Below are 18,339 nucleotides of genomic sequence, written 5' to 3'. Positions count from 1 at the left end.
CCGATCGCCTCTCTGCTTTATAAAAGGCAGAAGCCTTACTCCACACTTGCTTCCTCGTTCACATAGGCCTCTGCCAGTTCGGTAAGCTTGTGGTCGGTTTCTCCTTCCTGGTCAAGCGTCAGTTGCAGCATATCGGCCACGTCGTTGTGGCCCAGCGTGCGCGCAATATTGCGCAATGTGCCGTAAGATGCCATTTCGTAATGCTCTACTTTTTGAGCGGCCATGATCAGCCCGCAGTCGCGTACCATCGTGCCTTTGTCGGTGCTGCTCAGGATTTCGTTCGCTTCTTCGATCAGCCCTTCCATAGCAGCGCATTTTTTGGCCTGCGCTTTTTCGCCGATAAGCCCGAAGATTTCTTCCACACGTGCTGCATGTTCTTCGGTTTCGGTGGTATGTTGTTCGAATGCGGCTTTCAGCTCTTCGGAAGTCGTATTTTTGGCCATTTTCGTGAGTGCCTTAGCCAGGTTCTTTTCAGCCCAATAAATGTCTTTAAGGCCATCTACAAATAATTCTTTCAGCTTAGTGCTATCCGATTCCGTAATTTTCTTGGGACTTGTTTTACTTTTTGTCGCTTTCATGATCATGAAGTTTTAATGGTCGTGGTTTTGTTGAAAGTGAATGGCAAGTGCCATCCGATTGACGCACTCCTTGTAAAATTCCATACCAAAGCGATAATCGGCTCGGCAACGAATGCCGGGCCGGAGCTTGAAGAGATTCCTACCCATATACGTGTGGCGGGAGTGTGAAAAATGCAGGAATGCTTTTTGAACAGCGGGCATATCAATCAACTGACACCATGACCAAACGAAAACCGGTTATATCGATCATCATCATGCTATTGCTCGCCGGCGTCGGCCTGGGCATATGGTACTTTTTCAAAAAGAGTAAGCCCGATGCTGTTACTGGGCTCAAACCACACGTGGAGATGAGCATCGCACACATTAGCGACGTTACAGACAGTACCGTTAAAATAGAGCTTAAAACACTTGTATATAACCCGCTACCGGTGGGTATGCATTTGAAAAATATCAATTATGTCGTTAAAATGAATGGCAAGACGATCGTCGAGGACCATTATGACAAGCCGCTTGAAGTGAAGGCGGCTGACAGCTCATTGCTCACATTGCCAGCCAAAGTGAAAATTTATAACGTGCTTGCAGAAGGTGACGGGAGCGCCGCCAAGGGCCAGGACAGTGCCGATTATCATTTTAAGACCATCCTACACTTTGAGAAATCGTTTTTAGGCAAAGATTCACTCGTCCTGAATATGGATAAGCGGTTGCCGCTATACCGGTTGCCAAAAGTAACAATGGCTGGTTACGATGTCAAGAAGCTGGGTTTGAAGGAAACGGATATTGTCGTGAAAATAGAAGTAGCAAATCTCAATTCATTTGCCCTCGAGTTTCAGAATCCGGTTTATGTGATGGATTTGGGTAAACAAAAAAGATTTGCTGAGGGAAAAGTCACTGGCATTACCAAAGTAAAAGCCAAAAGCAGGGAGATTTATGAAATCCCGCTTTCAGTTAGTTTGGGCAAAGTGCTCAAAGCGGCGGGGCAGATGATCGGGAAGGGGAAAGATTTGCCGTTTACGTTCTATTTCAAAAGCAAGCTCAAATCGGAAAGTGAAGTGCTCGATGGCAGCGAACTCAATCTGGTTTTGGACGGGGAACTGAAAGACATTGAGGCGTTCCAAAAGAATATGAAAAAGAGGTAGCCTGTGGAACGCCGACGCCGTCTGCCGTCAGATAAACCCCTATTGCTTATCAAACCAAATCGTCATTTCGCTCGCGCCGCGGTTGGCCCAGGCGTAGTAGGGGATCAAAGTGATGTTCTGGTCTTTGGATTTAAGTATATTCAGACCGCCCAGCATTTCCTTCTGATACGAGGGTATAAATTCCTGTGTACCGGATATTTTAATAGCGAGCGCCTTGCCGCCATTATCGTGCCCTTCCGCGCAGTAAAGCACCGGCCCGCGCTCGATAGCGAGCTTACCCTGGTTGCTTTTTAGCTTTTCGTTGGCCATCACTTTGCGCACAGGCATATCCAGTACCAGTTCGATCACATCGCCTTTTTTCCAGGTGCGGTTCAATTTTAAATAGCCGTTTTCAATGGCAGCTTCTGTTTTTTTACCATTGATAGTCACGCCAGCCGGTTTTGCCAGCTTATCTTCATAACTATACAAGTCGCCCGGCATAGCCTGGCCTGTTGCCCAGCCCGGAATGCGGATGTGCAACGGGAATGCGCTGCTTTTCTCAGGATCGACGGCAATGCGGATATTTCCCTGCCATGGGTATTGCGTCTGTTGCGTAATTTGAACCGCCGTGTTCGGAAGTTGAACATTCGCTTTTGTGTCTCCGAAAAGGTTGATTACTAATGTATTACCTTGCGTCGCGTACATGTATGCGGGCATGGAAGGGAGGAAGCGCGAGACATTGGTGGGACAGCAGGCGGTACCGAACCATTCGTGCCGCACCGCGCCGGAGCCTTTGTTGAAATCGTTCACGCCATTGGAAGACATCGGGTTTACATAAAAGAATGTATTGCCTTTCACGCCCATTCCTCCCAGAAAACCATTGTAAAGTACCCGTTCGAAGACATCTATATATTTCGCCTCGCCGGTGAGCAGGTACATTTTGTGATTCCAGAGCATGTTCGCAATGGCGGCGCATGTTTCGGCGTAGGCATTGTCGTTGGGCAAGACGTAGGGTTTATCAAATGCTTCGCCGTCCTCCCGGGCACCCATTCCACCGGTCAGGTATTGCTTTTTAAATGTCGCATCGTCCCAGATCGCGTGCAGGGCTGCGTCGTTTTTCGGGTCGGGTTGCAGGCTTAGCAGGTCGGCTACGCCCGTATACAGGTATTGCGCGCGTACCGCGTGCCCTACTGCCTCGCGCTGGCGTACGAAAGGTACCTGGTCCTGGAAGTAGGCCGGGCCGAGTTTGTGCTCGTCGAGGAAGAGCGTGCGTTTGTCGGAGCGGCCGCGCATATCGATAAAGAATTTCGAAAGAGCGAGGTATTCCTTCTTGCCGGTGACGCGGTAAAGGCGGATCAATGCGAGTTCGGTTTCCTCATGGCCCGGTACCACCACCATTTGTCCGGGTTTAGGGCCAATGGTTTTAACCAAATGGTCGGCATTCTTGATGGCTACATTGAGCAATGTTTTTTTGCCCGTAGCTTCATAATGCGCCACAGCGGCCTCGTACAGATGCCCCACATTATACAATTCATGGCTGCCGTTTTCGAACGAATAGCGGTAAGGTCCGGCGATCCAGTCGTAAGAGCCCGTAGTGTCTTTGTTGATGGTTCTGATCGTGTAAAGATAACCATCCGGCTCCTGTGCAGCGGCGAAGAGTGTGATCAGGGAGTCGAGGTAATGATCTAGTTTAGGATCATATTGATTTTGAAGCACATAGGAAGCGCCTTCCACGACTTTGAATACATCAGAATCATCGAAACGGGCACCTTTGAACTGCCCTTTCTTCAACCCGCCGGCGACGGCAAAGTTGTCGAAACGCCCCGATTCTTCGCTTTGGTGCAATGCATGCGGAATGGTCACCCCGCGCGCAAGCTCAACGCGATCGTGCCAGAAACCGTTGGTGGTTTTGACGTTTTTCAACGGTACGGGTTTGATGCCGCCGGTTTGTGCAAATAGGAAATGGGAGAAAAAAACAAGGATAAATATCGGAAGCGATTTGGTCATCGGAAGTACAAAGTTGGAACGCAGTTGAGCTTTTATATTTATTTTGACCCAAAAAACATGCCAAGTTTGTACTTCCGAGCCGTCCGGAAGGGTTAGAGACCGTATTTCTCCATACGCCGGTAAAGCGCTGCGCGGCTGAGGCCCAGCTCACGGGCCGCGTCAGTGATGTTTCCGTTGAAACGCTTCAGTGCTTTGATGATCATTGTTTTTTCCATGTCTTCGAGGTCGAAACCGGTGGCGGTAGCAGGTTGCCCGGCTGAACTTTTGAGGAAAAGGTCATCAGGTTGCAAGGTTTTTTCCTGCGAAAGGATCACCGCACGCTCTACGGCATGTTGTAGTTCACGGATGTTGCCCGGCCAGTTGTACTGCTGCATTTTCTTCACCAGTGCATTGCTGATGTCGTTAACGGGACGGTTATACTTTTTGGCGTATAGTTTGAGATAATAATCGGCCAATGCGCTGATGTCCTCCGGCCTGTCGCGCAAAGGGGGTAATTCGAGTTCGATGGTATTGACCCGGTAGAGAAGGTCCTGGCGGAATGTCTTGTCGGTTACCATCTTCTCGATATTCATATTGGTAGCGCACATCAGGCGCACGTCCAGTGCAATAGGCTTGTTGGAGCCGACGCGCGTCACCTTGCGTTCCTGAATGACCGTGAGCAGCTTGGCCTGCAATGGCAAAGTCAGGTTGCCGATCTCGTCGAGGAAAATGGTGCCGCCTTTGGCTTCTTCAAACCTGCCGGCACGGTCTTCCTTTGCGTCCGTAAATGCGCCTTTTACGTGACCGAACAACTCGCTTTCAAACAGCGTCTCACTGATCGCCCCCAGGTCGACGGCCACGAACGGCTTATCCGCGCGTTTTGAATGCTGGTGAACATGCTTGGCGAGTTGCGTTTTGCCGGTACCGTTTTCTCCTAATATGAGTACATTGGCGTCGGTTGCCGCCACACGTTCGGCAGTAAGTAATACCTGGCGCATGCTTTCGCTGGTCGCTACGATGGCGTCCGGTGCGGCCTTGTTGTTCTTTTTGTTATCGTCTTTGGATTTCTCTTCCGCGACAGGCAAAATCTTGTCCTTGCCGCCTTCCAGCGCAGTGCTGATCGTGGCGAGCAATTTGTCGTTTTCCCAGGGTTTCAGCACAAAGTCGATGGCGCCGGCTTTGATAGCGCGGATTGCCATTTCGATGTCGCCGTAAGCGGTGATCATGATCACCTTCGCGGTAGGATTAATATCCAGGATACGGTCGAGCCAATGGAAGCCTTCACGGCCGCTGTTGACGTCGCGGGTGAAGTTCATGTCGAGCAGGATCAGGTTATAATCGCCGTTGGTGACTAGGAATGGCAGTTTTTGGGGATTTTTTTCAATGTCGACCGCTTTGGCGTGCCGTTTCAGTAAAAGTTTGGCGGCACTGAGCACGTCAACATCGTCGTCGATAATCAGGATCTTGGCTTCTGATAGTAGCATGGCTGTTCTTTCTTGTGGTGCGCAGGCGGGTTGATGCTGCCGGATAAGGTCTTAACGCAATTGTTTGTCAAGATAAGGACGCAATTTCAAATATTATTTCCTAACAAGCTAAAATGTAACTATTTTACCTTAAAAACGCCGTAGAAGCGGCTTGTCCGCGCCCGAACAAACTTGTCCGATAACGAACAATATTGTTGCTGTTCTTAATTTAAACTGTGTTGATTTTCAAATGATTAGATAGCATTGTTTTCTTTGGCATAGTGATTGGATTATAAAAGGCAAATACAAAGGCGAACTCAATCACTAGCATATAATGGAAGTTAAGACACCTAACTCGACAAGCACCAACAACGGATTTTCCGGAGGATCAACAATGGACCGAGTCAAACCCAAGAAATTCTGGAATTCGAAGCGCATCAGCATCATCGGCGGGAGCGTTTTGTTGGTAGCTTTCCTGATTTACCAATTCGTATTTGCCGATAAAAGAAGCAAACTGAACGTGGAGCAGGATAAACTGACCATATCGACGGTTCAAAAAGGCAAATTCGACGAATTTATCGTCGTAACCGGGGTGGTTCAGCCACTCAAAACCATCCAGCTCGATGCGATCGTGGGTGGTTATGTGACCGAGAAATTGATCGAAGGTGGTAACATGGTGAAGCAGGGCGATGTGCTGCTTCGTTTGGAAAACCAAAACCTGAAACTGAGCTTCCTCCAATCGGAAACTGAGGCCAGCCGACTGGTAAACGATCTTCAAAATACGCGTCAGAATTTGAAAGTAGCGCGTTTTACACTCCAAAAGACATTGAGCGACCTCGATTTTCAGCTCGATCAGGCGAAAGACGCACACGACCGTAATGTGAAGCTTTACAAAGACAAAGTCATTCCCGAAGCCGATTACCTGAAAACCAAACGCGATTACGAGAAGCTGGTCAGACAGCGCGAAATTGAGATCGAGTCGCAGAAATACCAGGAAGAAAACGCCAAAATGCAGATAACGCAATTGGAAGGAACGTTGGCCAGCACGCAGAGAAACGTGAGCCTATGGCGCCAGACCCTCGATAACCTCGTAGTGAAAGCACCGGTATCAGGCCTGTTGTCATCCATGAACATAGAAGTCGGTTCCAACATCAGTCAGGGACAAAACATTGGCCAGATCGACGATTTGAATGGTTTCAAAATGCGTGTAAGCGTGGATGAGCACTATTTGTCGCGGATCTTCGTCGGCCTGAGTGGTTCCATGGAGTTCAACGCGAAAGACTACGGTTTGAAGATCATCAAGATATATCCGGAGATTTTGAGCGGACGATTTGAAGTGGATATGAAGTTTGATAACGGTGCTCCCGAACTGGTAAAAAGGGGCCAGTCGGCTCCGATCCGCTTGCAACTCGGCCAGCCTTCGCAGGCTACATTGCTGCCGGTGGGTGGTTTCTTCTCAGAAACAGGCGGAAACTGGGTGTATGTGGTAAGCGACGGCGGCAAACGCGCCGCGAAACGTAAGATCACGTTAGGCCGCAAAAATCCTGAATATTTCGAAGTCCTCGAAGGGTTGCAACCCGGTGAGAAGGTCATTACCAGCTCCTATGAGAACTTTGGAGATAATGAAGTGTTGGAATTTTAGAAAACCAGCGGTCGGCCGTCGGTAGTCGGCGGTCGGCCGTCAATATATAAGTCAATACCTGAATTTATCATAAACCCAGCGGACAGCCGGGCGCCGGGCGCCGAGTGCCGAAGCCGAAAGCCAGTAGACAATGATCAAGATTAACAACATGCACAAGGTGTTTTCTACCGAGGAAGTAGAAACAACAGCCCTCAACGGCATCGACATGGAAATTAAAGATGGCGAGTTTGTAGCCATCATGGGCCCTTCCGGTTGCGGGAAATCGACCTTGCTGAACATCCTCGGATTGCTCGATAACCCGAGTGAAGGGTCGTACGAGTTTTACGGTACGGAGGTTGCAAAAATGTCGGAACGCCAGCGTGCGCAAATCCGCAAGGGTAACATCGGCTTCGTGTTCCAGAGTTTTAACCTGATCGACGAGCTGACGGTTTATGAAAACGTGGAGCTGCCATTGCTGTACCTGAAAACCCCTCCCGCAGAGCGGAAAGAAAAGGTGGAAGCTGCACTTACGCGCATGAACATGATGCACCGCCGTAACCACTTCCCGCAACAGCTATCGGGTGGTCAGCAGCAGCGTACCGCCATTGCCCGCGCGGTGGTCGCTACTCCGAAGACAATCCTGGCCGATGAGCCGACAGGTAACCTCGACTCCAAGAATGGTGAAGAGGTAATGAACCTGTTGAGCCAACTGAATGGCGCAGGAACGACGATCCTCATGGTAACGCACTCGCCCTACGATGCTGGTTTCGCACATCGCGTGGTGAACCTTTTCGACGGCAAGATCGTGACCGAAAAAATACATGTTTAGAAATTCTCCGGCTATTGACGACTAGCGCGGCCTTATAGCAGGAACCTTTGATGCGGGGCGCGTGCCCTCTGGAATGCGATGCGGAGCCAAAGCTAGTGTGAACAATATGCCAAATCTAACCATGAAGAAAATCTTAACCATCCTGTTGGCCGGCGTGAGTACGCTGGCCATTGCCCAGAAAAGGGCTTGCCTGAGCAGAAGCATCGACGACGACGGCAAAAAGCTGTCTATCAAAGTGTCCGGTACGCTGGACGGAAAAGAAGTGGAGATCAACAAGACTTTCGACGTGGACGGGATGAGCAAGGAAGATCGTGAAGCATTGCGCGAGCGGGTGCTGTCGTCCATTGCTGAGGGTAACCTCGACTTACCCGCTCCGAAAGGAATTGGCAGGGAATCGGTCGCCGTGGTTTCGCCCAAGCCTCCGGTACCGCCTATCGCGCCTTCGCCGGAACCGATGGCATTCTCCTCCAATGAAATGAATGCCGAGATGATTTCGTCGGGTAAGGGATTTATCAAAGAGCCCGTCTCCAAAGACGCCAAGGGGCTTTCGAAGCATGTACGCTACAACTCCGAAACGGGTGAGATGTATATCAAGTACAAGTTCATGAAAGACGGCGACGAGTATATCTATGAAAAAACCGTGAACGCCGCCGAGAAATCGGAAAAAGAACGGTTAAAGATTATCGAGAACTTTGAAAGCGAAATGGGCTTGCCGGGTAACGGCATGGAAATGTAAATGCTTTAATAATGCTTAAAAACTATCTGAAAATTGCCTGGCGGAATCTGCGTAAACATAAGTTTTACACGTTTCTGAACATATTCGGTTTGTCGCTTGGGCTGGCAAGTTGCCTGCTCATTACCCTTTATGTGCTGGACGAGCTCAGCTATGACCGCTCATTCGCGCATGCCGACCGTATTTACCGGGTCAATGCAGATATCCGTTTCGGAGGAGCTGATATGTCGCTCGCAGTAGCGCCCGATCCTTTGGCATTCACGCTGAAAAAGGACTATCCGCAGGTCGAACAAGTTGTCCGTTTACGTGAAAACGGCAGCCAGCTTGTGCGGAGGACGGATGCGACCGATAATTTAAAAGAAGACCGCGTTATCTTCGTCGATTCGACATTCTTCAAAGTTTTCTCCGTACCCTTGCTGCAAGGCGATCCGAATACAGCATTGCGCAACCCGCAAACCGTCGTGATCTCGGAAACTGATGCCCGGAAATATTTCGGTGATGCCAACCCGATGGGCAAGGCGCTGACGGTGGATAATAATGTTACGTATACGGTTACCGGTGTCATGCAGGACATACCCGCACAATCGCATATGCGGGATATGAATATGCTTCTTTCCATGAGCTCAACCGAGGAAAGCAGGAGCAACGCATGGGGTAGCCATAATTTTAACACATATATCCTGTTCCGCGAAGGAGTTAATGCAAAGCAGTTTGAGAAAAATTTTGAGACTGTCTTGCAGAAATACACTTCCAAATGGATCAAAACCTTTTTGGGTTCGACGTTGGATGAGGTCCGGAAGTCCGGCAATTACCTGGTTTACACATTAATGCCGCTTGCAGATATCCATTTACACTCCGACCGGACAGCGGAGATCAACGCAAACGGTAATATCCAGTACGTTTACATTTTTGCGGTGGTTGCGATTTTCCTGCTTGCCATTGCCTGCGTCAACTTTATGAACCTCGCCACGGCGCGCTCGGCTAATCGGGCGAAGGAAGTAGGCGTCCGTAAAGCACTAGGTTCCGAGCGGTCGTCATTGGTGAACCAGTTCCTGACGGAGTCGGTGATGCTGAGCTTCTTTTCGCTCGCGCTCGCGATGCTGATCGCTTATCTTGCTTTGCCGTTATTCAATAATCTGGCCAGTAAGCAAATACAATTTCCGATCACGAATGTATGGTTCTGGTCCGTCATGCTGTTTACCGGCGGCATTGTCGGCGTACTTGCGGGAAGTTATCCTGCATTTTTCCTGTCATCATTCCAGCCACTGAAAGTCCTGAAAAACACGATCGAGCTTGAAGGTAAGGGAAGCGGTTTTCTGCGCAATGCATTGGTGGTATTCCAATTCGTCATTTCGGTAATGCTCATTGTCGGTACGGGCGTCATTCACCGCCAGCTCAACTACATTCAAACCAAGAAGCTTGGATTCAATAAAGATCAAATGCTGATCGTGAATGATGCTTATGCATTGGACAATCAGGTAAAAGCATTCAAAGAGCAGGTCTTGCAACTCCCTAATATTGAAAATGCTACTGTTACCAGCTTCCTGCCGACGCCTTCCTCCCGCACGGACCACACGTTTTTCCCTGTCGGACAAATGCAGCAGGACAAGGGCCTCAATATGCAGAAGTGGTCTGTGGACTATGATTTTGTGAAAACAATGGAGCTTCAAATGGCGAGTGGACGCGCTTTCGATCAGGCGTTCCCGTCCGACTCCACGGGCATTGTCATTAACGAGGCCGCTGCAAAAGTGCTGGGCTACGCCGATCCGATCGGTAAGAAAATTTTCGGCTACGAAGACGCCGCATTAACGAAGCGGGTCGACTATACTATCATCGGGGTGGTTAAAAACTTTCACTTCGAATCGCTCCGTAAGAATATCGGCGCATTAAGTTTGATTCTTTATAAAAGCTCGGGTTCGGTGGTATTCCGTATGAAAGGCGATGACGCTCAGCGCACAGTGGAGCAGGTAGAAGCACTCTGGAAGAAAATGGCGCCCGGGCAGCCATTCAATTACCGCTTCATGGACCAGGATTTTGATAACGTCTATCGCAGCGAACAGCGCGTAGGGCAGATATTTATCACCTTTGCAACCATCTCCATCATCATCGGTTGCCTTGGCCTGTTCGGTTTGTCGGCATTCACCGCCGAGCGTCGCACGAAGGAAATAGGCGTGAGAAAAGTCCTTGGGGCGAGCGTTGCCAATATCGTAGCCTTGCTATCCAAAGAATTTATCAAACTGATTATCATTGCCATCGTCATCGGCAGTCCGATCGCATGGTTTGGCATGAACCACTGGCTTCGTGATTTCGCCTACCACGTTGATCTGGCCTGGTGGATGTTCGCCGCTGCGGGATTGCTGGCGATCGTCATCGCTTTGCTCACGGTAAGTTTTCAAAGCGTAAAAGCCGCGCTGATGAACCCGGTGAAGTCGTTGAAATCGGAGTAGCTCATCGTAATTCCAGGCAACCTCGATCTGCTTTCCTACTATTTCTTTCGGCAGTGTCAGCAAATATCAATCGCCCGTCGGGACAATTATCTCTCGGATCAGTTCCATGATTTCTGAATTGTGTAGTAGTCAAATATGCGAAGTACCATATTGTCCGAACCATTTATTCCATCACCAATGAACAAACGGTATGCTTAAAAACTATCTGAAAATAGCCTGGCGGAATTTGTTGAAAAACAAGATGTTCAGTTCAATTAATATCCTTGGACTGGCACTAGGGATGGCTTGCAGTTTGCTGATTATGCTGTGGGTGCAGGACGAGATTAAAATGGACCGTTTCCATGAGAACGACGCCAGGCTTTATTCGGTCATGGAGAACCAGCATTACTCGGGGGAGATCAACACGTACGCTGCTACGCCAGGGATTTTGGCACAGAATATCGTGAAGGACATTCCGGAAATAGAAAAGGCCAGCCAGGTGCTTTGGGAACAATCGCCGGTTTTGCGGGCGGGGAATGTGTTCGACAATGAAAAGGGCCGCTATGTGCAGGGCGATTTCCTGACGATGTTTTCGTTTAAACTCAAACAAGGCGATGTCAAAACTGCCCTGAAACGCCCCGACGGCATTGTGATTTCTCAGAAATTGGCCGACAAATACTTCAAAGGCCAGGACCCGATGGGGAAAGCCATGCGCGTCGATAATAAGGACGACGTGGTGGTTACCGGCGTACTGGAAGAAATCTCACGGTATTCGTCTATGAAATTCGATTTCATGATGAGCTACGACCGTTGGCTAAAAAATGCCGAATGGGCGAGAGAATGGGGTAACAACGGTCCGCGCTGCGCGGTGTTGCTGGCTAAAAATGCCGATATCGACAAGGTCAATGCGAAGATCAAGGATTATATTAAAACCAAAAACAAAGACAGCAACGTCGACCTTTTCCTGATTAATTATGGGGAATCATACCTGTACTCAAATTGGGAGGCGGGTAAGCAGAATGGCGGCCGCATCGAATACGTGCGGATGTTTACGATCGTGGCGATATTCATTTTGATAATTGCCTGCATTAACTTCATGAACCTGGCCACTGCCCGCTCGGTGAAACGCGCGAAAGAGGTAGGCTTGCGTAAGGTAGTCGGGGCTTATAAAACGAGCCTGATCGCGCAGTTCATGGGGGAGTCGATCCTTATCACGGTGCTTGCGCTGGTGGTATCCATTGCGATTGTGCTCGCATTGTTGCCTGGATTCAACTCGCTGACCGATAAGCAGCTTTCCCTCGATTTCCTCGACCCGGCATTCCTGGCCCTGCTCCTGGTGCTGACTTTGATCACCGGCCTGGTTGCCGGTAGCTACCCCGCATTGTTTATGTCGTCGCTCAACCCCGTCACCATTTTGAAAGGGGCGTTGAAGTTCAAGCCGAATGCCACTTATTTCCGTCAGGGATTGGTGGTTTTCCAGTTCGGGCTGTCGATCCTGCTGATCCTTTCGATGATCGTCATTTACCGGCAGATCGACTTTATCCAGCATAAAAACCTCGGTTTCAGTCAGGAAAATCTGCTTTACATTCCCGACATTGAAAACACAATGAGTACCAACTTCGACGCATTCAAAAGTGCGCTCGAAGCTGAGCCAGGCATTAAATCCGTGGCGCGCTCACAAGCGAGCCCGCTAGCGTACGGCAGCTCTACGATGGGCGTGTACTGGCCCGGAAAGGATACGACAAAACAGTTGCTTTTCAACGTTAACCCGGTTGGCTTCAATTTTATTGAAACGATGGGTATCAAATTGCTCGACGGGCGTGATTTTAGCCCTTCATTCGGAACAGATACGTCCAATTACCTTGTGAATGAGGCGGCCGCGAAGAAGATCGGCTATAAAGATCCGGTTGGCAAGGAGCTGACAATGTGGGGTAAAAAAGGGAAGATCGTCGGTTTGATGAAGGACTTTCACATCGGCTCGCTGCATGTGGCGATAGAGCCGTTGATTATTAGCCTTCAACCTAAAAAAGAAGCCTGGGGCGTAGGTATGGTCCGTGCAGAGGCGGGGAAAACCAAGCAGGCCATCGAAAGTCTCGAAAAGGTTTTTCGAAGGTATAACTCGGGTGTGCCTTTCAAATATCATTTTGCGGATGAAGAATTTGGCAACCTCTATAAGGCCGAAACGGTCGTCGGGAAGCTCTCCAATTACTTCGCATTCCTGGCCATTTTTATATCCTGTCTGGGATTGTTCGGTCTGGCCGCATTTACTGCCGAGCAGCGGACGAAGGAGATCGGCGTACGCAAGGTGCTGGGTGCCAGTATTTCCAATCTGGTAGGAATGCTGTCGGCGGATTTCCTGAAACTGGTGGGCATTGCCGCTATTATCGCATTCCCCGTTGCGTGGTATTTCCTGAATGGGTGGCTCGAAAAATATGCCTTCCGGATCGAAATGGAATGGTGGTATTTCGCCGTCGCCGGTGTGGCCGCATTGCTGATCGCGCTGTTTACAGTGAGCTTCCAGGCTATCAAGGCCGCGCTGATGAACCCGGTTAAATCGTTGAAATCAGAATAGGGAAAAGGGAGAAAAGGGAGGAAGGAGGAAAGGAAGGATGTAATTTTCTCGTTGATTTTCCTTCGCCCCCTTCCTCCCTTTCTTCCCTTTTCTCCTAATAAATAGAGCCATGCTAAAAAACTATCTCAAAATCGCCATCCGAAATCTCACGAGGAACAAGGTTTTCTCGGTGATCAACATTGCAGGGCTATCTCTCGGACTTACCTGCTGCATGCTCATCGTTCTCTACACAAAGGACGAAGTGAGTTTCGACCGTTTTCAGGAGAATAGGGACCAATTGTACAGGGTCATGGTCACCAGCAAGGACGAGCGTGAAACCCGCACATTCGGATTTACGAATGCGATCCACGGACCGACTTTCAAGCAGGACATTCCGGAGATCAGGGAGGTGATCCGGGCACAGAGTAATTCTTTTGTTATTAAAAAAGGGAATGAGCTGCTGAAAGAGGATATTTTGTTCGCCGACGCGCCATTTTTCTCTGTTTTCTCGATGCCGCTGCTTTCTGGTGATCCCCAAAAGGTTCTTTCGGATATTCACTCCATTGTGCTGAGTGAGGACATAGCTGAAAAATACTTCGGCTCCAAGAATGCGGTAGGGCAGACGATGAACCTGAAAATAGGGGATGAGTTTGAGCCGTTTGTCGTGTCGGGGGTAGCAAAACGCTGCCCGCAAAACTCGTCTATTCAGTTTGATGCCGTGCTGCCTTTTGCCTATCAGGAAGCAAAAGGCTGGACGGATAATGAGTGGATGGGCTTTTATATGAATACCTTTCTTTTGTTACATCAAAAGGCTGATTATCATGCGGTAATAAGGAAGATGAATCAGGTTTCGAGGACCAAAACGGTGGTCGAGCCCGGTAAGGAAAAGGACCGTAACGCTGTTGTGTTTGGGCTGATGCCGTTCCTGGATATGCATTTACAAAGCGGCGGTGGCGAACAACATAACGGTCTCGACCACGCCAGCAGCCCTATTTATTCCTACATTCTGTCGGGTATCGCCATTTTCATTTTGCTGATCGCCTGTATCAATTTCGTAAACCTCACGGTGGCGCGCTCGCTTAACCGGGCGAAGGAAATTGGTGTGCGGAAAGTGGTGGGCGGTTTGCGGAAACAGCTCATTTACCAGTTTTTGGGCGAATCATTTTTGCTTTCCTTTCTTGCATTTGCGCTGGCCGTGGTCTTTACGCAAATGGCATTGCCGTTTTTCAACGAGCTTGCCAACAAGCAACTTGCACTTTCGTATTTGCTCGATACCGGGCTTGTGTCGGGTTATGTAGCATTGTTTTTCCTGACGGGCCTCGTTGCCGGTGTGTATCCGGCGCTGGTACTTTCGGGTTTTAGTCCTGTGCAGACGCTGTACAACCGCACGAAACTGACCCAGAAGAATTACCTGACGAAAGGGCTTGTCATATTCCAGTTTGCATTGTCGGTTTGCCTGGTTATTGGTACCATTGTGATTTACGCTCAATTTGAATATCTGACGAATAAAGACCTGGGTTATAACGACCAAAACCTGATGAGTTTCAGTCTGGGCCGCGGCGGGCCTGGTAAGGAGGTGATGGAAGTCGTCCAGAACGAGTTGAAGAATACTGCCGGAATCGCATCGGTGGCGGCATTCAATGGTAACTATAATGGTACCGGCGCGAAGATCGACGGGCATGAGATCGGCTTTGGCTACATTGGCGTGAGCGACGAATTCCTGAACACACTGCAAATCCCGGTGCTGAAAGGCCGGAATTTCTCCAAAAGCTATTCTACCGATCCCGAGGAAGCGATTGTCGTCAACGAGGCATTCGTGAAGCGCGCCGGACTGAAAAACCCGATCGGGCAGGAGGTGAATTTTGAGTGGAAAAACAAAAAAATGAAGATCATCGGTGTAATCCGCGACTATCACTATGCCTCTTTAAAAGATACCATCGCCCCGTTGGTACTGACCCAGGACCCGAACTATCGCATTAGTACCATTTTCGCGAAACTTGACAGCAAGGACACTCCGGCGACGATCAAAGCCATCGAGAAGATTTTTAGAAATCATATCAAAAACCTGCCTTTCGAATACAAATTCGAAGACGAGGCAAACCTGAAACGGTACGAATCCGAGGCGAAATGGAAGCAGATGATTACGCTTGCCGCGGTATTGTCGATTTTTGTTTCCTGCATTGGCCTGTTTGGCCTGGCGACATTCAATGCCGAGATGCGTGTCAAGGAGATCGGTATCCGCAAAGTACTGGGCGCGTCGGTTGCCAGCATTACCACGCTGCTTTCGATGGATTTTGTCAAACTCGTTCTCATTTCCATCATCATCGCACTACCGATTTCCTATTACGGCGCGAACATGTGGTTGCAGGATTTTCCCTATCGTATCCCGATGTCATGGTCATACTTCGCCGTGGCGGCATTCTTAGCAATCGCCATCGCGGTGCTTACAGTAAGTTACCAGAGCATCCGGGCAGCAATGCTGAATCCTGTTCAATCTCTTAGAACGGAATAAGGGAGGAAAGGAGGAAGGGGAGGATGGAGGAAGGGGATATTGATTCTCTACTAATCTCCCTCCCCTTCCTCCTTTCTCCCCTTCCTCCCTTTTCTCCCTTTCCTCCCTTTTCACCATGCTAAAAAACTACTTTAAAATCGCTTTCCGTACGCTGTGGAAAAACCGGCTGTTTACGGCGATCAATGTACTGGGGCTTTCGCTGGGATTGGCCAGCGCGGGTGTTCTGATCCTTTTTATACAGAGAGGTATTACGTTCGATACGTTCCATAAAGACAACGACCGGATCTATTTTGTGCAAACAGCCGATGCTACCTCGCGCTATAACCAGACAGTGTATCCGATTCTGGACCAAATGGTTAAAACCTTTCCGGAGATCGAAACCGGTACGCATGTACAGGGCTGGAATGATGTGTGGCTGAACCACAATGGCAAAGACCTGCAAAGACGGACGAAGTATGTGGACAGTGCTTTTTTCGATATTTTTTCCTTTAAGCTGAAATATGGGAATGCCGCTGCTGCATTGAAGCGGAAGCAATCGATCGTGTTAAGCGACCAGGCTGCGGAAGCGCTTTTTGGGGATATTAATCCTGTTGGCGAAACCGTGACCGTGGAGGATTCTATGACTTTCACCGTAACAGGCGTGCTCGAACCGGTCCCGGCGAATTCGTCGATCCAGTTCGAAGTGCTGCTTCCTATATCCAATCTCGAAGACAATAAGGACTTTGCCTCCGGTGCCGACTGGTACAATACCTTCGCTGCCGTTTATCTCAAATTGCGGAAAGGCGCCGATGTAGGCAAGCTCGAAGCGAAGTTTCCGGCTTTTGTGAAAACGCACTTCCACGCGGAAGGGCAGAAGAGGCAGATCCGCATTGCGCCGCTGGAAGAGTTTATCCATTACGAAAACCCCACCTTCCGCTGGATGATTTATGGTGCGATAACCATTGCGGTATTTATTATATTGATTATCAGCATTAATATGGTTAATCTGAACACCGCAATGTCGTTCACACGCGTGAAAGAAGTGGCCGTAAGGAAAGTGACCGGCTCGACGCTCGGGCAGGTACTGGCGCAGTTCTGGACCGAATCGGCGCTGGTATTGGCGGGGTCGCTGCTGATTGCCGTCGTGTTTGGGATATTGTATCTGGTACCTCAATTCAACGAATTCAGGCAGGGGAGGATGCAGCTCGTGGTGAACTGGCAGCAGGATTCCGCTACGTTCCTGACTTTGATGGCGATCATCGGTGTCATCGCATTTATCGCCGGTACCATTCCGGCGACATATTTGAACAAGCTTGACTTGCGGGACACCTTGAAAGGAAAGCTGGCGGGCAAACCCGGATCCGGAAACTGGACGCAGGGGACCTTGATTGTGGTTCAGCTGGTAATTGCCATTGTCCTCGTAATCGGTGCGATAGCGGTGCGCTGGCAGATCAATTTCATGCGGCAAGCTGATACCGGTTTCAAAGGGGAGCGTATCGTAGTAGTGTCGTCGGACCTTCAATATAAAGACGAGAATGCGGCTGTTCAGCAGTTTGTGCCTATTCTTGATGGTTTAAAGCAAAATTCTAAAATCGAAAGTATCGCTATCTCGGGCATTGTTCCGACGCGCTACTGGAGTAACTATAACGTGTATACACCCGAGGGGGAAGACTCCAAAAACATCCGCCTACGCCATGTCGGTACGAGCACGAACTACACCGCCACCTACGATATCCGGATGGTGGAAGGGAGGGATTTTTCCGAGGAACTCGACAGAAACGGTGAACAACATCCCGTGGTGATCAACGAGGCGGCCCGCAAGGCTTTCGGGTGGACGACGGCCATTGGGAAAAGACTCCGGCAGGGTAATAATGCGGAGGTTTATACGGTTGTGGGCGTCATGAAAGACTTCCATTATGGACCGCTGAAAGAGCGGATCGAACCGTTGCTGCACTGGTACAACGGCCCACCAAGCCTGAACAGTTACCTTACATTGAAATTCACCGACATTTCGCAGGCGAAGGGTGTATTAGCAGGCCTCGAAAAGGCAATGAAGAAAATACCATCCAGGCGGCCGTTCCAGTTTTTTTACATGCAGGAAGAGCTTAGCCGACAGTACAATGACCTGGATGGTATTTGGAAAATGGTCAATTTCGTAACGCTGCTGGCCATAGTAATCGCACTGGCGGGTATTTTCGGGCTCATATCGCTTGCTGCCAGCAAGCGTACAAAAGAAATCGGTATCCGCAAGGTGCTTGGCGCCAGTGTGCAGGGAATTGCCATGCTGCTTTCCCGCGATTTTATTGTTCTGCTAGTCATCGCAATGCTCGTAGGGCTGCCGCTGGCTTACACCTTTGTCATCAAGTATCTGGCGAGTTTCGAATACCACGTCAATTTGCCCTGGTACGTTTTCGTGCTCGTTGCAATAGGTGCATTGCTGCTTACTATTTTGACCGTCGGGTTTCAGGGTATCAAGGCGGCATTGGCCGATCCGGTGAAGAGTCTACGGAGTGAATAGGGGGAGTAGCTGAGTTGTGTACATGATT

Annotated in this window: 11 protein-coding genes; 8 read left to right on the top strand and 3 right to left on the bottom strand. The window is 49.5% G+C overall.

Features of this window, described 5'->3' with window-relative positions; genetic code table 11:
- Positions 1 to 35: 35 nt before the first annotated feature.
- Positions 36 to 578, bottom strand: a complete 543-nt coding sequence (locus tag IEY24_RS16590; protein WP_188934031.1) for a YciE/YciF ferroxidase family protein — start codon at positions 576 to 578, stop codon at positions 36 to 38.
- A gap of 218 nt (positions 579 to 796) precedes the next feature.
- Here IEY24_RS16590 and IEY24_RS16585 point away from each other — a divergent pair, with 218 nt between their 5' ends.
- Positions 797 to 1,714, top strand: a complete 918-nt coding sequence (locus tag IEY24_RS16585; protein ID WP_188934029.1) for an LEA type 2 family protein — start codon at positions 797 to 799, stop codon at positions 1,712 to 1,714.
- Between the two features lie 39 nt (positions 1,715 to 1,753).
- On the opposite strand, the gene IEY24_RS16580 is transcribed toward IEY24_RS16585, so the two are convergent.
- Positions 1,754 to 3,700 (bottom strand): glycoside hydrolase family 127 protein, encoded by a 1,947-nt coding sequence (locus IEY24_RS16580; protein ID WP_188934026.1) that lies wholly within the window; start codon positions 3,698 to 3,700, stop codon positions 1,754 to 1,756.
- Positions 3,701 to 3,792: 92 nt separating this feature from the next.
- Positions 3,793 to 5,163, bottom strand: coding sequence for a sigma-54-dependent transcriptional regulator (locus tag IEY24_RS16575; RefSeq protein ID WP_188934024.1), 1,371 nt, complete (start codon positions 5,161 to 5,163; stop codon positions 3,793 to 3,795).
- A gap of 373 nt (positions 5,164 to 5,536) precedes the next feature.
- Between IEY24_RS16575 and IEY24_RS16570 the strand changes: the two genes are divergently transcribed.
- The 7 genes from IEY24_RS16570 (at position 5,537) to IEY24_RS16540 (ending at position 18,311) form a co-directional block, all read left to right on the top strand.
- Complete coding sequence (locus tag IEY24_RS16570; RefSeq protein ID WP_188935214.1) at positions 5,537 to 6,784, top strand: efflux RND transporter periplasmic adaptor subunit; 1,248 nt, start codon at positions 5,537 to 5,539, stop codon at positions 6,782 to 6,784.
- A gap of 130 nt (positions 6,785 to 6,914) precedes the next feature.
- Positions 6,915 to 7,592: an ABC transporter ATP-binding protein gene (locus IEY24_RS16565; protein WP_090373885.1), complete on the top strand. Its 678-nt coding sequence runs from the start codon at positions 6,915 to 6,917 to the stop codon at positions 7,590 to 7,592.
- A 121-nt stretch (positions 7,593 to 7,713) separates the two neighbouring features.
- Entirely contained in the window at positions 7,714 to 8,328 is a 615-nt protein-coding gene (locus IEY24_RS16560) for a hypothetical protein (protein ID WP_188934021.1), read from the top strand.
- An 11-nt stretch (positions 8,329 to 8,339) separates the two neighbouring features.
- On the top strand, positions 8,340 to 10,772 hold the full coding sequence (locus IEY24_RS16555) for an ABC transporter permease (RefSeq protein ID WP_188934019.1): 2,433 nt from the start codon (positions 8,340 to 8,342) through the stop codon (positions 10,770 to 10,772).
- A 190-nt stretch (positions 10,773 to 10,962) separates the two neighbouring features.
- Positions 10,963 to 13,323 carry an ABC transporter permease gene (locus IEY24_RS16550; RefSeq protein ID WP_188934017.1) on the top strand — a complete coding sequence of 787 codons (2,361 nt, stop codon included), beginning with the start codon at positions 10,963 to 10,965 and terminating at the stop codon, positions 13,321 to 13,323.
- A 109-nt stretch (positions 13,324 to 13,432) separates the two neighbouring features.
- Entirely contained in the window at positions 13,433 to 15,814 is a 2,382-nt protein-coding gene (locus tag IEY24_RS16545) for an ABC transporter permease (RefSeq protein WP_188934015.1), read from the top strand.
- 115 nt (positions 15,815 to 15,929) lie between these two features.
- Positions 15,930 to 18,311 (top strand): ABC transporter permease, encoded by a 2,382-nt coding sequence (locus IEY24_RS16540; RefSeq protein ID WP_188934013.1) that lies wholly within the window; start codon positions 15,930 to 15,932, stop codon positions 18,309 to 18,311.
- The last annotated feature ends 28 nt before the right edge of the window (positions 18,312 to 18,339 follow it).

Origin of the sequence: Dyadobacter endophyticus (assembly GCF_014641595.1) — a bacterium.
GTDB lineage: Bacteria > Bacteroidota > Bacteroidia > Cytophagales > Spirosomataceae > Dyadobacter > Dyadobacter endophyticus.
This window is presented reverse-complemented; position numbering and strand designations above follow the sequence as displayed.

Bases quoted from the DNA above. Each gene is read 5' to 3' on its own strand.
- IEY24_RS16590 (WP_188934031.1), bottom strand. From the start codon at position 578: ATGAAAGCGACAAAAAGTAAAACAAGTCCCAAGAAAATTACGGAATCG.
- IEY24_RS16585 (WP_188934029.1), top strand. From the start codon at position 797: ATGACCAAACGAAAACCGGTTATATCGATCATCATCATGCTATTGCTC.
- IEY24_RS16580 (WP_188934026.1), bottom strand. From the start codon at position 3,700: ATGACCAAATCGCTTCCGATATTTATCCTTGTTTTTTTCTCCCATTTC.
- IEY24_RS16575 (WP_188934024.1), bottom strand. From the start codon at position 5,163: ATGCTACTATCAGAAGCCAAGATCCTGATTATCGACGACGATGTTGAC.
- IEY24_RS16570 (WP_188935214.1), top strand. From the start codon at position 5,537: ATGGACCGAGTCAAACCCAAGAAATTCTGGAATTCGAAGCGCATCAGC.
- IEY24_RS16565 (WP_090373885.1), top strand. From the start codon at position 6,915: ATGATCAAGATTAACAACATGCACAAGGTGTTTTCTACCGAGGAAGTA.
- IEY24_RS16560 (WP_188934021.1), top strand. From the start codon at position 7,714: ATGAAGAAAATCTTAACCATCCTGTTGGCCGGCGTGAGTACGCTGGCC.
- IEY24_RS16555 (WP_188934019.1), top strand. From the start codon at position 8,340: ATGCTTAAAAACTATCTGAAAATTGCCTGGCGGAATCTGCGTAAACAT.
- IEY24_RS16550 (WP_188934017.1), top strand. From the start codon at position 10,963: ATGCTTAAAAACTATCTGAAAATAGCCTGGCGGAATTTGTTGAAAAAC.
- IEY24_RS16545 (WP_188934015.1), top strand. From the start codon at position 13,433: ATGCTAAAAAACTATCTCAAAATCGCCATCCGAAATCTCACGAGGAAC.
- IEY24_RS16540 (WP_188934013.1), top strand. From the start codon at position 15,930: ATGCTAAAAAACTACTTTAAAATCGCTTTCCGTACGCTGTGGAAAAAC.